General features: G+C 53.9%; 18 protein-coding genes. 5 read left to right on the top strand and 13 right to left on the bottom strand.

Features of this window, described 5'->3' with window-relative positions; genetic code table 11:
- Positions 1-10: 10 nt before the first annotated feature.
- The gene (locus FHD02_RS10950) at positions 11-1792 is read right to left on the bottom strand and encodes a DUF2264 domain-containing protein (protein ID WP_170972913.1); all 1782 of its coding nucleotides are present in this window, start codon (positions 1790-1792) and stop codon (positions 11-13) included.
- A gap of 191 nt (positions 1793-1983) precedes the next feature.
- On the opposite strand from FHD02_RS10950, the gene FHD02_RS10945 reads away from it, so the two are divergent.
- Positions 1984-2832 (top strand): AraC family transcriptional regulator, encoded by an 849-nt coding sequence (locus FHD02_RS10945; RefSeq protein ID WP_137360522.1) that lies wholly within the window; start codon positions 1984-1986, stop codon positions 2830-2832.
- A 2-nt stretch (positions 2833-2834) separates the two neighbouring features.
- On the opposite strand, the gene nei is transcribed toward FHD02_RS10945, so the two are convergent.
- Genes nei through ybgI form a run of 8 tightly spaced genes read right to left on the bottom strand, consistent with a single transcriptional unit; the run spans position 2835 to position 9132 of the window.
- Positions 2835-3626: an endonuclease VIII gene (gene nei / locus FHD02_RS10940; protein WP_220393872.1), complete on the bottom strand. Its 792-nt coding sequence runs from the start codon at positions 3624-3626 to the stop codon at positions 2835-2837.
- 14 nt (positions 3627-3640) lie between these two features.
- Positions 3641-4285, bottom strand: coding sequence for a pyroglutamyl-peptidase I (gene pcp, locus FHD02_RS10935; RefSeq protein ID WP_137360520.1), 645 nt, complete (start codon positions 4283-4285; stop codon positions 3641-3643).
- 9 nt (positions 4286-4294) lie between these two features.
- Complete coding sequence (locus FHD02_RS10930) at positions 4295-5290, bottom strand: DUF979 domain-containing protein (RefSeq protein ID WP_042309733.1); 996 nt, start codon at positions 5288-5290, stop codon at positions 4295-4297.
- Complete coding sequence (locus FHD02_RS10925; protein WP_061381677.1) at positions 5287-6009, bottom strand: DUF969 domain-containing protein; 723 nt, start codon at positions 6007-6009, stop codon at positions 5287-5289. Before FHD02_RS10925 ends, FHD02_RS10930 begins: the two co-directional genes overlap by 4 nt.
- A 53-nt stretch (positions 6010-6062) precedes the next feature.
- Positions 6063-6797: a 5-oxoprolinase subunit PxpA gene (gene pxpA, locus FHD02_RS10920; RefSeq protein ID WP_079224988.1), complete on the bottom strand. Its 735-nt coding sequence runs from the start codon at positions 6795-6797 to the stop codon at positions 6063-6065.
- Positions 6787-7719 carry a 5-oxoprolinase subunit PxpC gene (gene pxpC, locus FHD02_RS10915; protein WP_038638865.1) on the bottom strand — a complete coding sequence of 311 codons (933 nt, stop codon included), beginning with the start codon at positions 7717-7719 and terminating at the stop codon, positions 6787-6789. The genes pxpA and pxpC overlap by 11 nt, the downstream gene beginning before the upstream one ends.
- Positions 7713-8369, bottom strand: coding sequence for a 5-oxoprolinase subunit PxpB (gene pxpB / locus FHD02_RS10910; protein ID WP_079224989.1), 657 nt, complete (start codon positions 8367-8369; stop codon positions 7713-7715). The genes pxpC and pxpB overlap by 7 nt, the downstream gene beginning before the upstream one ends.
- Before the next feature lie 19 nt (positions 8370-8388).
- Positions 8389-9132 carry a radiation resistance protein YbgI gene (ybgI, locus tag FHD02_RS10905; RefSeq protein ID WP_137360543.1) on the bottom strand — a complete coding sequence of 248 codons (744 nt, stop codon included), beginning with the start codon at positions 9130-9132 and terminating at the stop codon, positions 8389-8391.
- Between the two features lie 289 nt (positions 9133-9421).
- On the opposite strand from ybgI, the gene dtpD reads away from it, so the two are divergent.
- Positions 9422-10903 (top strand): dipeptide permease DtpD, encoded by a 1482-nt coding sequence (gene dtpD / locus FHD02_RS10900; RefSeq protein ID WP_042309740.1) that lies wholly within the window; start codon positions 9422-9424, stop codon positions 10901-10903.
- 50 nt (positions 10904-10953) lie between these two features.
- On the opposite strand, the gene FHD02_RS10895 is transcribed toward dtpD, so the two are convergent.
- From FHD02_RS10895 to FHD02_RS10880, 4 genes are all read right to left on the bottom strand, one after another.
- Positions 10954-11856 (bottom strand): Rpn family recombination-promoting nuclease/putative transposase, encoded by a 903-nt coding sequence (locus tag FHD02_RS10895; protein WP_137349223.1) that lies wholly within the window; start codon positions 11854-11856, stop codon positions 10954-10956.
- A 160-nt stretch (positions 11857-12016) separates the two neighbouring features.
- On the bottom strand, positions 12017-13435 hold the full coding sequence (gene phrB / locus FHD02_RS10890) for a deoxyribodipyrimidine photo-lyase (protein WP_061381672.1): 1419 nt from the start codon (positions 13433-13435) through the stop codon (positions 12017-12019).
- A 20-nt stretch (positions 13436-13455) separates the two neighbouring features.
- The gene (locus FHD02_RS10885; protein ID WP_061381671.1) at positions 13456-14409 is read right to left on the bottom strand and encodes a DUF523 and DUF1722 domain-containing protein; all 954 of its coding nucleotides are present in this window, start codon (positions 14407-14409) and stop codon (positions 13456-13458) included.
- A gap of 89 nt (positions 14410-14498) precedes the next feature.
- Positions 14499-14705 (bottom strand): YbfA family protein, encoded by a 207-nt coding sequence (locus tag FHD02_RS10880; protein ID WP_003022870.1) that lies wholly within the window; start codon positions 14703-14705, stop codon positions 14499-14501.
- A 308-nt stretch (positions 14706-15013) separates the two neighbouring features.
- Here FHD02_RS10880 and kdpF point away from each other — a divergent pair, with 308 nt between their 5' ends.
- Genes kdpF through kdpB form a run of 3 tightly spaced genes read left to right on the top strand, consistent with a single transcriptional unit; the run spans position 15014 to position 18851 of the window.
- Complete coding sequence (kdpF, locus tag FHD02_RS10875; RefSeq protein ID WP_077949339.1) at positions 15014-15103, top strand: K(+)-transporting ATPase subunit F; 90 nt, start codon at positions 15014-15016, stop codon at positions 15101-15103.
- A complete protein-coding gene (gene kdpA, locus FHD02_RS10870; RefSeq protein WP_137360516.1) occupies positions 15103-16782 on the top strand; it encodes a potassium-transporting ATPase subunit KdpA in 1680 nt (559 codons plus the stop codon). The genes kdpF and kdpA overlap by 1 nt, the downstream gene beginning before the upstream one ends.
- A 20-nt stretch (positions 16783-16802) precedes the next feature.
- Positions 16803-18851: a potassium-transporting ATPase subunit KdpB gene (gene kdpB / locus FHD02_RS10865; RefSeq protein WP_220393871.1), complete on the top strand. Its 2049-nt coding sequence runs from the start codon at positions 16803-16805 to the stop codon at positions 18849-18851.
- Positions 18852-18859: the final 8 nt, after the last annotated feature.

The raw sequence follows: 18859 nt of genomic DNA, 5'->3' as shown, positions 1-18859 counted from the left end.
CATGCATCAGTTATATGATTTCCAGCGTTTTCACACCCAGCGTCAGCACCTGATTTTCACGGTCGAACGCCATTGCCGCCGCAAACGGCAGCGATAAAAGCGATGTGGCGTTGACAGCGCAGGCCAGCCAGTGTGTACCCGGCGTAAGCGTGCTACGAAGACAGGGGATCTCCCCCGGTGAGGCATACAGAATGTTGCTGTTGGGTGGCGTTGTGACGACCTCCGGTTGACGCTCTGCCAACAGATCGGTTATCTGGCATATGCCGGAGCTGGCACGAAGCGTGACCCCATGCGATGCAGTTTGGGTATCGATGAGTTGATGGCGGTTAAGCGCGAATCCCCCCTCGACACAGTCAAGCAGGCGCGTGGTTTCAACGCGATGGATGCGAATATGTCCCTGTTGAAACGGGACGAGCCAGGTCGTGACGACGACGTTTGACCACGGGAGCCATCGGCTTCGGATCAACGCATCCGTCATTTCAACAGAATCGCACTCACGGCGTCCACGCCAGTAGTTATCCTGTTCGCTGAACATCAGCATCGAATCACAGGCAGCATGGTTCAGACCATAATGACCGCGCTCCAGGGTAAAACCAAAGTGGCTGGAGTAAGCAAATTTGCCGTATTTGGCATCGAAATTGACAAAGTTATTGCGGTCATAATGGCCCGACATCAGCATCCAGGCGTGTCGGTTTTCATCATCATGAACGATAAATTGTCCCGCTTCCTTTATCGGATGAATCGGCTCAAGTTCAGGCAACGGGGCCGACTCGGCCTGCCAGAACGCGCTCTGTTCCGGCAGTGCTAAAATCAGCAACGCCTTACATGCCCACCAGGGCGAACATGGACTGTTGTAATCTTCGGTCATCACCAGGTTCGGGTAGGTATATCCCAGCGTAAATAAACCATCCGGGCCAATGAAAGGCTGCGCGAACCACCAGTCGAGGTGGCGCAAAATCACGCCTTTGACGATAGGGATCGTAAAAACATCCAGTTCCGTCCAGACGACGGCGCTCCAGAACGCAACCTGAACAAAGCGATAGGTCAGACTGCGGCCAAACGGAATCGCATCGCCCTCACAGGTAAAGTAGTAGATGTAATCTTTGGCAAACTGACGCGCCCGCTGACGGTAGCGCAGGCACCGTTCAGGGTCGGCGTCCTGCATAAGATGGCTATACAGCAAACTATAAAAATGAAACCCGCTGGAGATATAGTAATCGCGCGGTTTGCCTGCACCATCTGAGTACCAGCCATTACCCAACCAGAAAGGTTCAATCGCATTCAGATGCTTATCAATAACCATCATGTCGTAGTGGCGTCCGACACATTTAAGACCGACCTGCACCAATACCGGGAAGAAGTGCCAGTTATTATCCGGGATTTGGATATCAGCACTTTGCCGTAACCAGCGCTCCAGATTGTCCTGCTCATCGGTTGTTAAGGCGTCCCATAACCCGGTATTCGGCAGAGCCAATGCAACGCCGAAGGCGGCCATTTCCACGCAGCGCTGATCGTTATCAACCAGATTGCCCCAATAATTTGGATGTTCGGGGTCACAGCCATGACGAATACCGCAAATAAAAGCCTCATGATACTCACTCGCATCTCCCCCACTTAACAACGGTGAAAGGATCCACAATAGACGCGCAAACCCCTCCATGCCGGCAATATCCATTGGATATTGTGCAGACGTTTCGCCCACGTCCAAACGCGTGTTATCACGGTAGAGATGAGGAATGGCTGATGCCAACCATTGCCGCGCCTTTTCTGCATACTCTTGCCTTGCTCGCATAATGAAACCTCGTTTCATTTGATGAAGTATTGGGCGCATAATAAGGATTTGGGCTGACATACAAATGTGATAATTGTCGTATTTCCACACAACGCTAGTGATGAAGAACAACATTCACCTGCATTTTGCGGAGAAAATTCGATTACAGTGATAAAAACTTAAGTTTATTCACATTACCAGGCGAGACATAAATGCAGCGGACTGAAGACAGTAGCTATCTTGAGCACATAAGCCTCAACGACAAGTCGATTTACTTTAATCGGATGAAGGATATGCCAGCCAACTACTATCACTGGCACCAGTGCGTGGAGATATTATCGGTTTCTCAGGGAGTAGGCATCGCGCTTATGGAGCACCAACAATACACCGTCAAACCCGGGCGTATTTTTATTTTCCCGCCGGGTAAGCTGCATAAAGTGTTTGTCGAACAGGATGATCGTAATATTTATCATCGTACTACGCTGCACTTTAACGGCCCACAGATTGAGCAGTACCTGCGGGATTTTCCTCGCCAGCAGATGCTGCTGCGCCAACTGTGCGGCAGGGGAGAGAAAGCGCGAGTATTTGACGTAGGCGATGTTCAGCCAGTCATTGAAACCTTGCTGAGCCGTTTTGAAGAGCAAATCAAAGACCAGACTTTTAGCATCAGTGACAGCGCATTTCTGGTGATGCAGCTCATTAGCCTGCTGCCACATCAGGCGCAGGCCACGGGGCAAAATACATTTTCGGTCAGCATTATCCGCTGGATTGAAACTCACTTTCACCAGCGCTGCTCGCTGGAAGATATCGCCAGCGAGATGGGTTGCTCGCGGGGTCACGCCTCCCGCCGTTTTCACGAAGAGACCGGCGGTACCATTCAGGAATACCTGATGATGCGCCGTATCCGTCAGGCCTGCGAACTGCTGTTACATACCAACGGCTCGGTACGCGATATTGCCGCACAGGTTGGTTTCTCCGAATATGCCTGGTTTATTACCTGCTTTCGCAAAAACATGGGCAAAACGCCGCTGCAATATCGTAAAACATATGCTTCGGTATAGATCTACGTCTGACATCCGGGACACCAGTAAAAGGGTCTCGAGGAAAGTGTCGTTTTCTCGATGATGCCGCCACAGCGCTCACAGGCTTCGCCGTCCCGGTGAAAGACCTTAAAGCGAAACAGCGCGCCGTGGTGCTTATTGTCATCGACCTGGCCGCGAGTGTTATACGACAGACGTGGAATATCAAGCAGCGCCTGCGCCAGCGCATCCAACTGCTCATCGCTAAGCTGTGACGCTTTATGCTGCCCGGTCAACCCCACCTGCCAGAGAATTTCTACCCGCAGATAGTTACCCAATCCCGCCAGAAATGCCTGATCCAACAGCAGACCGGAAAACTGGCGATTGCGAAAACGGGATGACAGCAGACGCGTTTTTACCTCTGCGGGCGTTAAACGCAAATCCAGCACGTCCGGTCCAACCCGTTGCAGAAATGGATGGGTGGTGAGCTGCTCTGGTGTAAGCATTTCGATGTCAGACGCGCTATACAGCAGGATAGTTTTATCCTCGGTTTGCAGCCTGACGCGCAGCACCCGCGTGGTTTGCGGCATGTTGCCGGTATCGACCACTCGCCATACGCCGTAAAGCTGATTGTGGCTATACAGCGTCAGGCCATTGGTAAAATGGGTCAGCAAGGCTTTACCCCGCGTTTCAAGCTGGGTAACACTCTGCCCGATGAGTTGGGATTGATACGGTTTTAACTGCTCAAAGGCAAACCAGACATCCGTCAGAGGTTTGCCTTTGACTGCCGTCTCCAGGGTATCCGCCGCACGGCGGATCTCCGGGTCTTCAGGCATAATACTGTCCTTTGTTAATGTGTTGCACCGCCCGTCATGGCGATATCGCTATCCACCTGCAATGCGGTGGCAATCGCGACCTCCAGCGCCCGACGTACTGTTTCCGCCGCCATACTTGGCGCTCCGGGGTGCTGTGCGGCCTGTTGTGGCAGATAAGGAATATGAATAAAACCGCCCTTCACTGCCGGCACGTCGCGTAATTTATGCAGCAGGCCATACATCACGTGGTTACACACGAAGGTGCCCGCCGTCTGAGAAACCGAGGCCGGAATTCCCGCGTTGCGCATGGAGACAACCATCGCCTTGATCGGCAATGTGCTAAACCACGCCGCAGGGCCATCGGCCACAATCGGTACATCAATCGGTTGTTGCCCCTGATTATCCGCAATACGCGCATCGTCTACGTTGATCGCCACGCGTTCCACGGTGATATCCGATCGACCACCCGCTTGTCCTACTGACAGCACCAGCGATGGCGACAATGCGTCAATCGCGGCATTGAGTACGGCGAGAGACTCGCCAAAGACGCACGGCAACTGGCGGGCAACGACGCGGCATCCGCCGATGATAGCATTATCGAGACCCGAGACCACTTCCCAGGAAGGGTTAACTGACTCGCCGCCAAAGGGTTCAAATCCCGTGATGAGTACTGTTTTCATCCTTCCTCCTTACAGGAACATCAGGAAATACATCAGAAAAACGTTAACCAACAGCAGCAGTATGCCGGTTGGCACCTGTGCTTTAATCACCGCGTTTTTGTCTGGTAGCTCCAGCAGCGCCGCAGGCACAATATTGAAGTTCGCCGCCATTGGCGTCATCAACGTTCCGCAATACCCCGAGAACATACCAATCGCCGCCATCACCGCTGGGTTACCACCGTGTTGCAATACGAGGATCGGAATACCAATCCCAGCGGTCACAATCGGGAAAGCGGCAAACGCATTGCCCATCACCATCGTCAACAAGGCCATACCAATGGTGTACACCGCCACCGCGATAAAGCGGCTATCCACCGCCAGGTATTCTTGCGTCAGCCAGGATATACCGCTGCCGACACCCGCCGCAGTGAACAACAGTCCAAGAGTAGCCAGAATCTGCGGCAGGATAAATGCCCACCCGATGGAGTCCAGCAGTCGGCGTGCTTCCTGAATCGGCTGATGCACCCGCTCATGGGTCATTTTTATCGCCATCGCCAGACCAATCAACGAGCCTGCGGTCATAGAGAAAAGCGTCACCAATGTGGCGTGATTACCCGGTCCAAACAGCGCATCCTGTAAGCCCGGAATATGGTTGAACATGAGAACACCGATAACTGTCACCACCGGGATCGCCAGCGCCGGGAAAAACAAGCGGTTACCCAACCTACTGGCGCTTTCTTCACGCTGTTGCGGCGTTCGTTGATGGTAGCTTCCCAGCTTTACGCCGCCGAAACCGGCGATCAGGGCCAATATGACCACCGCGACGCCGACGGCAATATGCACCGCGCGTTTATCGCCAAACAGCGAGTATGTCCAGTCGCCAAGCAGAAAGAGAACGCCGTACAGGCCCCAAAACAGACCGGTGGTTAAGCGACGCGGGTTAGCTTTATCCCGCCAGGACATCAGCGCCACAATCAGTAAAACTGCACCTGCCAGCCAGTAGAGATAGCTTTGCTGAAAATTCATTTTGCTTCCCCCTGTGCTGCGGCATTCGCTTTCGCCACTTCACGCTGCAAATAGCTGTCCAGCCGCCACAGACGCGTGCCGTGGATCAGGAAGGCGCATATTGCCGTCGGGATCCCCCACAGGGCGATATGCAGCGGTTCGGTCTGGATCCCGCCAGACTCCAGCATAAAGTTGTGCATGAATATGATCGCACCGAAGGCAACAAAGATATCTTCACCGAAAAACAGCCCAACGTTATCGGTCGCGGCAGACATGGCGCGCAGACGATAACGAACCGCCCCCGGTATCTCACCGTGGTTTTTCTCGGCGGCCCCTTCTGCCATTGGCGCCAGCAGCGGACGCACCATCTGCGGATGTCCCCCCAGGCTGGTCAGCCCTAAGGCCGCGGTAGCCTCACGAATAAACAGATAGACAATAAGCAGACGGCCGCTGGTGGCACTGCGGATTTTGGCAATCCACGCCTGAGCGCGCTCTTTGAGTCCGTGACGCTCCAGCAGGCCAATAACCGCCAGTGGGATCAGCAGGATAAACGGCAGGTTGCGGGTGTTGAGAAATCCCTCACCCAGCTTTTCCAGAATGGTAGCGATTGGCATATGCGCCGCCAGTCCGGTGACGATCCCGGCAATAATGACCACCAATACCGGGTTAAAACGTAAAAGAAATCCGACCACAATGACGGCGATCCCCGTCAATGGCCAGAGAGAAACAGCCTCTCCCATAATTCAGTCCCTTATGTTGTTGTGTGATATATTATTGTTTTGTATGAAAAAATTTATGCGCTAATTTGAATATTGCATGCATCGAATGCGCTGCGCAAGCGACGGGCAAAAGCGAGTGCGTGCTCGCCATCCCCATGAATGCATACCGTCTGGGCCGTCACGTTCGCCCATGTTCCGCTCTGACTTTTTACTCTACCGGATTGCACCATTTCTAGCGTTTGCGCCAGCGCCTGCTCTTCATCCTCTATCAATGCGCCAGGCTGGCTACGCGGAACCAGACTGCCGTCAGCCTGATAACCCCGATCGGCAAAAACCTCCTGACGCGTCACCAGGCCATAATGTTCCCCGGCGCGAATCAGTTCGCTTCCCGCCAGCCCCACCAGAACCAGCGAGGGATCGCAGGCATGCACCGCTTTCGCAATCGCATCCGCCAACTGTGGATCTTTTGCCGCCTGGTTATAAAGCATGCCGTGGGGTTTCACATGGCGCATCACGCCACCCTGCGCATGCGTAATGGCTGCCAGCGCGCCAATTTGATACAGCGTTTGCGCATACACCGTTTCCACTGGCAGAGTCATGGCGCTACGGCCAAAATTCTCCCGATCCGGAAAGCTCGGATGTGCACCTACCGCCACACCATTTTTTAGCGCTTCACGCACGCTTGAAAGCATGGTTTGCGCATCACCAGCATGAAACCCACAGGCGATATTCGCTGACGAAACCAGTTGCAGCAGCGCTGCATCGTTAGCACAGCCCTCGCCGAGGTCTGCGTTGAGATCAATTTTCATTGTTAAGTCGCCATGTTAACTGTTGCAGATAACGCTGCTGATCGTGGCGCGCCTTAAGCGCTTCCTCCAGCGAACACTGCACAAAATGAATCGGCTGACCGAGCGGGATCTGCGCCAGATGATACATATCCGCCTCGATGATGCAGGCGATGCGCGGATAGCCGCCCGTCGTCTGGGCATCATTCATCAGCACGATCGGTTGACCATTATGCGGAACCTGCACCACGCCGGGGAGTAAGCCATGCGACAGCAACTCGCGATCGGTCATACGCGTCAACGGCTGCCCCTGCAGGCGATACCCCATCCGGTTACTTTGCGGACTAAGTTGCCACGGCGAACGCCAGAAAGACGCCTGCGAGACCTCGTCAAATTCCTGGTATTCAGGCCCGGGCAGCGCACGAATGTGGTTTCCCCACATCAGCTGTTTTACCCCCTGCGGCCCACTAAATTGCCGGGTAGATGCTCCAATCGCCAGCCGATCGCCATCGCGCAGCAGACGCCCTTCCAGCCCGCCAATGCCAACTTTAAGATCGGTGCTACGCGACCCCATCACTTCAGGTACATCAAATCCGCCCGCTACAGCCAGATAACTACGCATACCATGATGTGGACGTTTTAGCGTCAAGCGCTGTCCCGCTTTCACCGGCAGCCGCCACCCGCTCCATACAGGAGCACGATCCAGATGCGCTTCGCATCCAGCGCCGGTCAGCGCAAACCAACCATCGGCTTCAAATTCCACGACCAGTTGCCCCAGCGTGATTTCCAGCGCAGCGGCATTCGCATCATTTCCCACCAGCAGGTTAGCAACGTTCAGCGCTGGTTTATCCAGCGCACCGCAGTGGCTGATGCCGGATTGACGAAAATTGTGGCGTCCGCCGTCCTGGACCGAGGTGTACATGCCCGCGCGAATGATGTTTAACATACCCCCTCCTTCTGCGGAACAAAACGCACGGTATCCCCAGCGCGTAACAGGATCGGCTCTTCTCGTTTTGGATCAAATAGCGACACAGAGGTACGCCCAATCAATTGCCATCCGCCGGGCGTGGCAAGCGGATAGACCCCCGTTTGCGATCCACCAATACCTACAGAACCTGCCGGAACAAGCAGACGCGGCTCTGCCCGTCTTGGGGTATGCAGTAGTTCAGGTAAGCTCCCGAGATAAGGGAACCCTGGCTGAAAACCAATAAACCACACCACATAGTCGACTGACGCATGAAGTTCGACGACCTGCTTGTCGCTTAATCCACTGTGCCGGGCGACCGCTGCCAGATCCGGGCCAAACTCACCGCCATAAGTCACGGGGATTTCAATAAAACGCGAATCCGGTTCCAGCGCTTCGCTCTCTTCCCACCAGCGCTGCAGGCGTTCAATCGCATCCAGCGCCAACGTTTGCGGGTCGCGCAAGGTCACCGTGATATTGTTCATTCCCGGAATAGCTTCACGCACATTCGGGGCATCAGCCAGACGCTGGGCCAGACGCCAGATACGTTTCTGAGACGCCAGCGTAATGGGCGGCTCCAGTTCAAGCACTACCGCAGTCTCACCTAACAGATAACAACGCGCTCGCTGCACTTTCGTCCCTCTTTATTAATTACGCTGGGTTAGGAATATCGATAAACGTGACATCCAGATCGGTGTTTTCATTCAGCCATTCACTTAATGCGCGAATCCCGCCGCGTTCGGTTGCATGGTGACCGGCAGCATAAAAATGCAGCCCCTGTTCGCGGGCTGAGTGAATGGTTTGCTCTGAGACTTCCCCGGTAATAAAGGCATCGACGCCAAACCGGGCTGCGCTATCAATGAAGCTTTGACCGCCCCCCGTACACCACGCGACACGTTGCACCTTTTCCGGCCCGGTATCACCGCACCATAACGGTTTACGGCCCAGACGCGCCTCAATCCACGACGCCAGCTCCAGCCCCGGAACCGGCATAGAGAGTTCACCCCACGGCACCAGCGGCTCAATTTCCCCCTTCACGGTAATACCCAGCAGCGCGGCAAGCTGCGCGTTATTACCTAGTTCCGGGTGGGCATCCAGCGGCAGATGCCAGCCATACAGGTTGATATCATTTTCCAACAGCGTTTTCAGACGATGGCGCTTCATGCCGCGAATCACCGGAGATTCGCCTTTCCAGAAATAACCGTGATGAACGATGACCGCATCCGCCTGCAGGCGCACCGCCTCGTCCAGCAGCGCCTGGCTTGCGGTCACGCCTGTCACGATTTTATGCACCGTCTCTTTGCCCTCAACCTGCAAACCGTTCGGCGCATAGTCGCTAATGGCGGCGCTGTTCAGTTTGTCATTGATCAGTTGTTCCAGTTCGGTGTTTTTCATCATCGTCCTCGTTGTCATAAATTCTGCCTGCCCAATCAGCAACACAGCTTAGGTTAAAATAGCGTCCTCGCCTGCGTTCGTCGATAGTCATTTCACTGACATATTAAGAAACAATCACACCGCTGTATAACGCAATTTGCATACCACCACGCGATCTAATTCATGTATATTTATGCAATCAGACAGCATATTGCAAAAATAATCAGATCTGTATCAAAGTTACAACTTTAAGGAAACACGCTCGCACAGCACATCCAGCCTGTTGTGAGACATTTACTTCGAGAAAACAATGAATAAACAAGCATCTCAACCGCGGGCGATTTATTACGTTGTCGCGCTACAAATTTGGGAATATTTCAGTTTTTACGGTATGCGTGCGCTGCTGATTCTGTATCTCACTAACCAGCTTAAGTACGACGATAATCACGCCTATGAACTGTTCAGCGCCTACTGCTCGCTGGTCTATGTCACCCCCATTCTCGGTGGGTATCTGGCGGATAAAGTGCTCGGTAACCGGATGGCGGTGATGATCGGCGCATTTTTGATGGCGGTGGGGCATCTGGTGTTGGGCGCCAGCGAAATGGCCCCCGCATTCCTTTATTTATCGCTGGCGATTATCGTCTGTGGCTACGGTCTGTTTAAATCCAACGTCAGTTGTCTGCTGGGTGAGCTGTACCAGCCTGAAGATCCGCGTCGCGACGGTGGGTTCTCTCTGCTCTACGCTGCCGGAAATATTGGTTCAATCATTGCCCCGATAGCCTGCGGCTACGTGCAAGAAGAGTACAGCTGGGCGATGGGCTTTGCGCTGGCCGCTATCGGCATGCTGGCGGGGCTGGTGATTTTCTTATGTGGCAATCGCCATTTCGCCCATACCACCGGCGTCAACAAGGCCGTCCTGTGTGCGAAAAAATATATGCTGCCAAACTGGGCCTGGCTGTTAGTCCTGCTGGTTGCCGCCCCACTGCTGATTACTGTCTTGTTCTGGAAAGAGTGGTCCGTGTACGCCCTGATCGTTGCCACTGTCATTGGTCTGGCGGTTCTGGCGAAGATTTATCGCCAGGCGCAAACGCAGAAACAGCGCAAAGAACTGGGGCTCATCGTCACGCTGACCTTCTTTAGCATGCTGTTCTGGGCCTTTGCTCAACAGGGCGGCAGCTCAATCAGCCTGTATATCGACCGCTTTGTTAATCGCGACATTCTGGGGTATTCCGTACCCACCGCGATGTTCCAGTCGGTTAACGCCTTTGCGGTTATGCTGTGCGGTATCGTGCTGGCCTGGGTGGTCAAAGAGAGCGTAAGCGGTAATCGCACCGTACGCATCTGGGGTAAATTCGCCCTTGGTCTCGGTTTAATGAGCGCCGGTTTTTGTATTCTGACCTTAAGCGCCCGCTGGTCCGCCGCTTACGGCCACTCTTCCATGCCGCTGATGGTATTGGGGCTGGCGGTCATGGGTTTTGCCGAACTGTTTATCGACCCGGTGGCAATGTCACAAATTACGCGCATCGAGATCCCCGGTGTAACCGGTGTATTAACCGGCATTTATATGCTGCTTTCCGGCGCAATCGCCAACTACCTGGCTGGGGTGATCGCCGACCAGACGTCGCAAGGGTCGTTTGACGCTGCCGGAGCCATCAACTATTCCATCAATGCCTACATCGACGTCTTTAGCGAAATTACCTGGGGCGCACTGGCCTGTGTGGTACTGGTGCTGCTGATTTGGCTGTACCAGTCGCTGAAATTCAGAAACCGTGCGTTAGCGGTAGAGTCCTGAGTGTACAGGCCCGATGATGTGATAAGATTCGGGCCTGTTTTTTCAGGTAATTATGCATGAATTGTTGCGAGTTCCTCTTCAGTAAGACCTGTAACCAGTAGCACCATTGTGCGATCTATACCTTGTTCCAGCATGGTTTGCGCTATACGTAATGCGGCTTCTTGTTTACCCTGCTGTAACCCTTCCTGTAATCCATCTAACCGTAACCGCTCTGCAATAGTCATCAGCCTCTCCTTATGTTGGGGGATCCGTTGCGCTATCTCCTGCATAAATTCATTAAAACGAGATTCGTCGCCAGATTGTAGGATGTAATTAAACATCGCCTGTAATTGCGTGTCATTAGCACATCCAGTAAGTAGCAGCGTGGCCAGTTGCTCTACCAGCCCCAGCAAATCCCGCTGACGGATATGTTTTTGCATTAATTCCAGCAGCGCCATTCGTCTGTGAGCCATGATCTCATCATCGGGTACCACCGTTATGTCTACCAACGGAAATGCGCTGGAATAAAGCTGTCTTGCCGCCACGGGGTCGGCAAAGGCATCCAGCCAGCACAATGAGTACGGATAGGGGCTTCGGCAGCCATGATAAAAGAGCATCGGTATCACTAGTGGCAGTTCCTTATGCCCTGCGTCCAGATGGCGCTGCATCGCCGCCATCGCATAACGCAACAGACGAAAAGCCATATGCGGCTCGGCTGAACTTTGATGCTCTATCACCACATAGACATAACCGTCACCGTTGCGTGTGTGCAAAGACCAGAGCACGTCGGAGTAGCGCGAACGTAAATCCGCTTCAATAAAGCTTTCTGACTCCAGCTTCAGCGAATTCAAATCGCAAAGCGTCCGCAGTTCAGCTGGCAGGTGAATGTCGAGAAAATCCCGCGCGGTTTCGGGATGATGTAAAAACGTTTTAAACACCGCATCGTGCGGTGTGGAGGTTGTTGGCATTGTCATCAAGTTCCATCACCTGAATGAAGATGACGGAACTTTACTGCCAGATAAAAGCATCTGCATCAGGGCATTAACAACCTTGCGCGCACGCTTCAGCGCTAAAAGCCCCAGACCGCAACACTTTCATTCTGCTGGAAGGCATTACGCAAAATCCACCATGCCTTTACTCTTTACGCGCCGCCTCATATGCCGCCAGCGTCGCCAGTCTTGCCTGCTTATGATCGACAATCGGGCGAGGATAGTTGAGCGTCACCTGCGCTTTTTCCGCCCACGACCACGGGTCATGAATGGTTTTACCCGGCACATCGCGCAGTTCCGGCAGCCACTGGCGGATAAACTCACCGTCACGGTCAAATTTTTCGCCCTGCGTCGTGGGGTTAAATATGCGGAAATACGGTGCGGCATCGGTCCCGGTAGACGCGGCCCACTGCCAGCCGCCGTTATTGGCCGCCAGGTCGCCATCGATCAGTTGCGACATGAAATACTGCTCGCCTTTGCGCCAGTCGATCAGCAGGTCTTTCACTAAAAAACTGGCCGTAATCATGCGTAAACGATTATGCATCCAGCCCGTGGCGTTGAGCTGACGCATCGCCGCGTCTACAATCGGGTAACCCGTTTGCCCCATTTGCCAGGCCTGCAAATGCGCCGGGTCATTCTGCCATTGCACGCGATCGGTCCAGCGGATAAAGGGTTGATACCGACACAGCGCCGGATGATACGTCATCAGGTGGCGATAAAACTCACGCCAGATAAGCTCGTTCAGCCAGACGCTACCTGACCCGCCCTCAAGCGCCTGCGGCTGCTCCGCGAGCAGTCGATTCAGGCATTGGCGCGGCGATAACCCGCCTGTCGCCAGACTTGCGGATAATCGACTGGTCCCGTCAATCGCTGGAAAATCACGCTGCTGTTCGTATTCTCCCGCAGCCTGCTGGCAAAACTGGCGTAATTGCGCGATGGCCAATTTTTCATCTGCCACAAACCTCTGCGCATCAAAATCTTGCTGTGGATAGCTCAGCGTAATTGGTGTTAACGGTGCGTCAAGAGCGCCACTTTCTCTCACTTTCGGCGCGCTCACACATTCTGGAATACCGTCTTTAATCCGCTTCAGCCAGGCATTTTTAAACGGCGTGAACACTTTATACATCTCATGATTGCCGGTCATCACCGCCCCCGGAGGCAGGATCACGCTGTCATCAAACCCTTCGCACACCACCTGGGGTAATGATTTTTCTACGTTTGCATCACGCTGCCGTTCGTTTATTTCATATTGATAGTTATAAAATAATCGACTGACGTCATGCTGCAGACAAACACTTTTGACGATGTCCACGCTGGCCGCAAAATCAGCCACTTCGTGAAACAGTAGAGGAATACCTTTTTCTGCCAGCGCCGTTTGTAACGCATTCAACTGTGCGCAGGTAAATGCCGCCTGGCGCGGGGCCATATCGTGGGCCTTCCACTGCTCGGGGGTAGCGATATATAACGCCAGTACCTGCGCGGAACGATCCCGACAAGCCGCCGCCAGTGCGAGGTTGTCGTGCAAGCGTAAATCACGCCGAAACCAGACCAAATGGGTGGTCATAACACTCCTGAAGAAAAAACTTAACGCCCGTAGCGCAAACGCAGAGCCTCTGGCCAGGGATTGAAATAGCGCTGCCCGGAGAGATAAGCATCCGGGTATTCCGCCATATAGTGTTTGAGTAATGTTATTGGCGCAAGCAGCGGTTGAGTCGCACGTCGATAACCGTCAATGAGAGAGGCCAGCTCCTGCCGCTGACGAGAATTTAATTGCGTACGGAAATAGCCCTGGACATGCATCAGCACGTTGGTATGGTTGCGCCGGGAGGGAAGATGAGCCAGCAAACTCATCAGCCTTAAGCGATACTCGACAAAATAAGCCTGCAGATCTTGCCATTCGCCAATCGCCGCGACAAAACGCCCGAGGTCGCGATAGTCCGGCTGGGAATGGGCCAACAGTAATAGCTTGTAACGACTATGATAATCGATTAATGCGCCGCGCGTTAACCCTTGCTGTCGGATAGTATTGAGCTCGTGCAAAGCATAAATGCGCTCCACAAAATTTTCCCGAATCTGCGGGTCGTGTAAACGCCCGTCCTCTTCCACGGGAAGCCAGGGTAACGTCGACATCAGCACAGACGTAAAGATCCCTCGTCCTGCTTTACGGTTGTTTTTGCCTTCCGCGTCGTAGACTCGCACCCGTTCCATACCGCAACTGGGTGATTTCGCACAGACAATATAGCCGCACAAATGCGCCAGACGATCGCTTTGTCGCTGACTAAAAGCCGTCATGGCGTCTGTCAAATCACCCTCGCGCTTATCACTAAAACGCAGGGAAACAGCCTCGCCCTCTTTGACCAGATGCAACGCAGGTCGCGGGACGGGTAACCCGATCCCCATTTCAGGGCAAACAGGTTCGAACGCGACCCACGGCGACAGTTCTTCTACAGCAAAGGCCAGCCGCTTATGCCCACCATCATAGCGAACCGCCTCCCCCAACAGACAGGCACTGATACCAACAGGGATTTTCTCGCTCATGATCGCTCCTTTTTCATTCCTGAAATAAGTGTAGCTATCATGAGCAAAAAAGCCGCTGATATCAGCGGCTTTTGGGGATTTATTAGCTATCAGTAGAAATCGCAGGTGGCTTTTTCCGCCTGCTCCATCCACACCGGCTTATCACTGGTTTTAGACCAGACGCGATGCAGATAGCTGTAAAAACGGGCGCGGTCTTTCCAGAACAGCATGACCGGCAGAGCCAGTACGCCCGCCACCACGGCAAAGGTACGGCGTAAGAAAACAATGTGTGCTGGATATTCTTTATAAAAGTCCATAATCCTCTCCCATATAACTGTTCGGTGAATCGCACCGGAAAAATAAAGTTGGTTAACTGATGAAAATAATACCGCCTTGTGTGTAATTTTACTACTCATCCGACCACTTATTTTTATCTATTTATGCCCCGTTTAGTTTAAAAACGTAATTAAGTTACATAAAAGTTAAATTAATACTAATCATTAGTTAAATAATGGTCTTTGCCATTTTTATACTTTTTTTACACCTCGCCCGCCGATTTTTGCGAAATCTTTGCAAGCAAAAACCTACGCTCTGGTTATCACATTTATGCCACTGGAGGTGCACTGTGAGTGCAGGCGTGATAACCGGCATTGGGCTGGTCTTTTTATTATTAGGTTACCTTGTGTATGCCCTGATTAATGCGGAGGCGTTCTGATGGCGGCTCAAGGATTTTTACTTATTGCCAGTTTCTTGCTGGTGCTGTTTGTCATCGCCAGACCGCTGGGGTTTGGGCTGGCCCGACTCATCAATAATACGTCTCTGCCGGGCCTTGCTGGCGTGGAAAGTGTGCTCTGGCGTGGTCTGGGTATTTCGCAGCAGGAGATGAACTGGCGGCAGTATCTGCTGGCAATCCTCGCGCTCAATGTGCTGGGCCTGCTGGTCCTGTTTTCGATGCTGATGGCGCAAAATCTGTTGCCGCTGAATCCTCAGCAGCTACCAGGACTTTCATGGCATCTGGCGCTCAACACGGCGGTGAGTTTTGTCACCAATACCAACTGGCAATCCTATGCGGGTGAAACCACCTTAAGCTACTTCAGCCAGATGGCTGGGTTGACCGTGCAGAACTTCCTGTCCGCGGCGACCGGGATTGCGGTGATTTTTGCCCTGATTCGTGCCTTTACGCGCCAGAGTATGGATACGCTGGGTAATGCCTGGGTCGATCTGGTTCGTATTACGCTGTGGATCCTCGTGCCGATTGCGCTGCTCATCGCCCTGTTTTTTATTCAACAAGGCGTGCTGCAAAACGTCTTGCCCTATCAGCCCATCACGACGCTTGAAGGGGTGAAACAGTTGCTGCCGATGGGACCTGTCGCTTCGCAGGAAGCGATTAAGATGCTCGGCACCAACGGAGGCGGTTTCTTTAACGCTAACTCAGCACATCCGTTTGAAAACCCAACCGCGCTGACCAACCTGGTCCAGATGCTGGCGATCTTTTTGATCCCTACCGCGCTGTGTTTTGCCTTTGGCGATGTGGTGGGCGATCGTCGTCAGGGACGGACCTTGTTATGGGCCATGTCGCTCATTTTTGTCATCTGCGTAGCCGTCGTGATGTGGGCCGAAGTTCAGGGCAACCCGCATCTGATGCAGTTAGGTGCAAACAGCAATATCAACATGGAGGGCAAAGAGAGCCGCTTTGGTGTACTGGTCAGCAGTCTGTTTGCGGTCGTCACAACGGCGGCATCCTGTGGCGCAGTGATTGCGATGCATGACTCCTTTACCGCACTCGGCGGAATGGTGCCGATGTGGCTGATGCAAATTGGCGAAGTGGTCTTCGGCGGTGTGGGTTCAGGCCTGTACGGTATGCTGCTGTTCGTACTGCTGGCTGTGTTCATCGCCGGGCTGATGATTGGCCGAACACCGGAATACCTGGGTAAGAAAATCGACGTGCGCGAAATGAAAATGACCGCGCTGGCGATTCTGGTCACCCCTGCGCTGGTCCTGCTCGGCACAGCAATAGCAATGATGACCGATGCCGGGCGTAGCGCCATGCTCAACCCGGGTCCACATGGGTTTAGTGAAGTGCTGTATGCCGTGTCATCTGCCGCGAATAACAACGGTAGCGCCTTTGCCGGATTAAGCGCCAATAGCCCGTTCTGGAACTGCCTGCTGGCGTTGTGCATGTTCTTTGGTCGCTTCGGCGTGATCGTTCCCGTGATGGCTATTGCCGGGTCGCTGGTCAGTAAAAAGATCCAGCCAGCAAGCCCGGGCACGCTACCCACCCACGGCGCGCTGTTTGTCGGGTTGTTAATCGGTACGGTGTTACTGGTTGGCGCTCTTACCTTTGTTCCTGCCCTGGCCCTTGGCCCGGTCGCAGAATACCTGTCATTACACTGAGTGATGCGGAGCACATTACTATGAGTCGCAAGCAACTGGCGCTGTTCGAACCTTCTCTGGTCGCACAGGCGCTGATGGATGCCGTGAAAAAATTAAGCCCACATACCCAATGGCGTAATCCGGTGATGTTTCTCGTCTGGCTGGGTAGTCTGCTGACCACGTTGTTAACGCTGGCGATGGCAACAGGTTATCTGCCAGGCAATCCGTGGTTTACCGGCGCGATAAGTCTATGGCTGTGGATCACCGTCCTGTTCGCCAACTTTGCCGAAGCGCTGGCTGAGGGGCGCAGTAAAGCACAGGCGAACAGCCTGAAAGGGGTGAAAAAAACCGCTTTTGCCCGCAAACTTCGCGAACCCAAATACGGCTCGGCCATGGATCACGTCCCTGCCGATGATTTACGTAAAGGCGATATTGTGCTGGTGGAAGCTGGCGATATTATCCCGTGTGACGGTGAGGTGATCGAAGGTGGCGCATCGGTGGACGAAAGCGCGATTACCGGTGAGTCTGCGCCGGTCATTCGTGAATCCGGTGGCGATTTTGCATCGGTCACCGGCGGGACTCGCATTCTCTCCGACTGGCTGGTGATCGAATGCAGCGTAAATCCCGGTGAAACGTTCCTTGACCGGATGATCGCCATGGTCGAAGGCGCGCAGCGGCGTAAAACCCCCAACGAAATCGCCCTGACGATCCTGCTGATTGCCCTGACCATCGTTTTTCTGTTGACGACCGCCACGCTGTGGCCATTTTCCGCCTGGGGCGGCAGCGCGGTCAGCGTCACGGTACTGGTTGCCCTGCTCGTTTGTCTGATCCCCACCACCATCGGCGGTCTGCTTTCTGCCATTGGCGTGGCCGGGATGAGCCGTATGCTGGGCGCGAACGTCATTGCCACCAGCGGACGCGCGGTCGAAGCCGCGGGTGACGTGGACGTCCTGCTGCTGGATAAAACCGGCACCATTACGCTGGGTAACCGCCAGGCTTCAGATTTTCTGCCCGCCCAGGGGGTGGACGAAAAAACGCTGGCCGACGCCGCACAGCTTTCATCGCTGGCCGATGAAACGCCGGAAGGCCGCAGCATCGTAATTCTGGCAAAACAGCGCTTTAATCTGCGTATTCGCGACGTGCAATCGCTGCACGCTACCTTTGTGCCATTTACCGCGCAAAGTCGTATGAGCGGTATCAACATCGACAACCGTATGATCCGCAAAGGTTCGGTCGATGCCATTCGTCGTCACGTTGAAGCCAACGGCGGTCAATTCCCCGCCGATGTAGAGCAGAAGGTCGACAACGTCGCTCGCCTTGGCGCTACGCCGCTGGTGGTAGCCGAAGGCTCCCGCGTACTGGGCGTGATTGCCCTGAAAGATATTGTGAAAGGCGGGATCAAAGAACGTTTTGCCCAACTGCGCAAAATGGGCATCAAAACGGTGATGATCACCGGCGATAACCGTCTGACCGCAGCCGCGATCGCCGCTGAAGCCGGGGTGGATGATTTCTTAGCGGAGGCCACGCCGGAAGCCAAGCTGGCGCTGATTCGTCAGTATCAGGCGGAAGGCCGTCTGGTGGCGATGACCGGCGACGGAACCAACGACGCCCCGGCACTGGCGCAGGCGGATGTCGCGGTCGCCATGAACTCCGGGACCCAGGCGGCGAAGGAAGCTGGCAACATGGTGGATCTTGATTCCAACCCCACCAAACTGATTGAAGTGGTGCACATTGGTAAACAGATGCTGATGACGCGCGGCTCGCTGACCACCTTCAGTATCGCCAATGACGTGGCAAAGTATTTCGCCATTATCCCGGCCGCGTTCGCCGCCACCTATCCGCAGCTCAATGCACTTAACGTAATGGGACTGCATTCGCCGGACTCAGCGATCCTCAGCGCGGTTATCTTTAATGCGCTGATAATCATTTTTCTGATCCCACTGGCGCTTAAAGGCGTGAGCTACAAGCCGTTATCCGCATCTGCAATGTTGCGCCGTAATTTGTGGATCTACGGCCTGGGCGGTCTGGTGGTGCCATTTATTGGCATTAAAGCGATTGATGTACTGCTGACCCTGCTGGGTCTGGTGTGAGGTTTCAG

This window comes from Citrobacter sp. EC_71 (genome assembly GCF_019584005.1).
Taxonomy (GTDB): domain Bacteria; phylum Pseudomonadota; class Gammaproteobacteria; order Enterobacterales; family Enterobacteriaceae; genus Citrobacter; species Citrobacter werkmanii.
The sequence above is the reverse complement of the archived record's forward strand: the minus strand, read 5'-3'. Positions and strand labels throughout refer to the sequence as shown.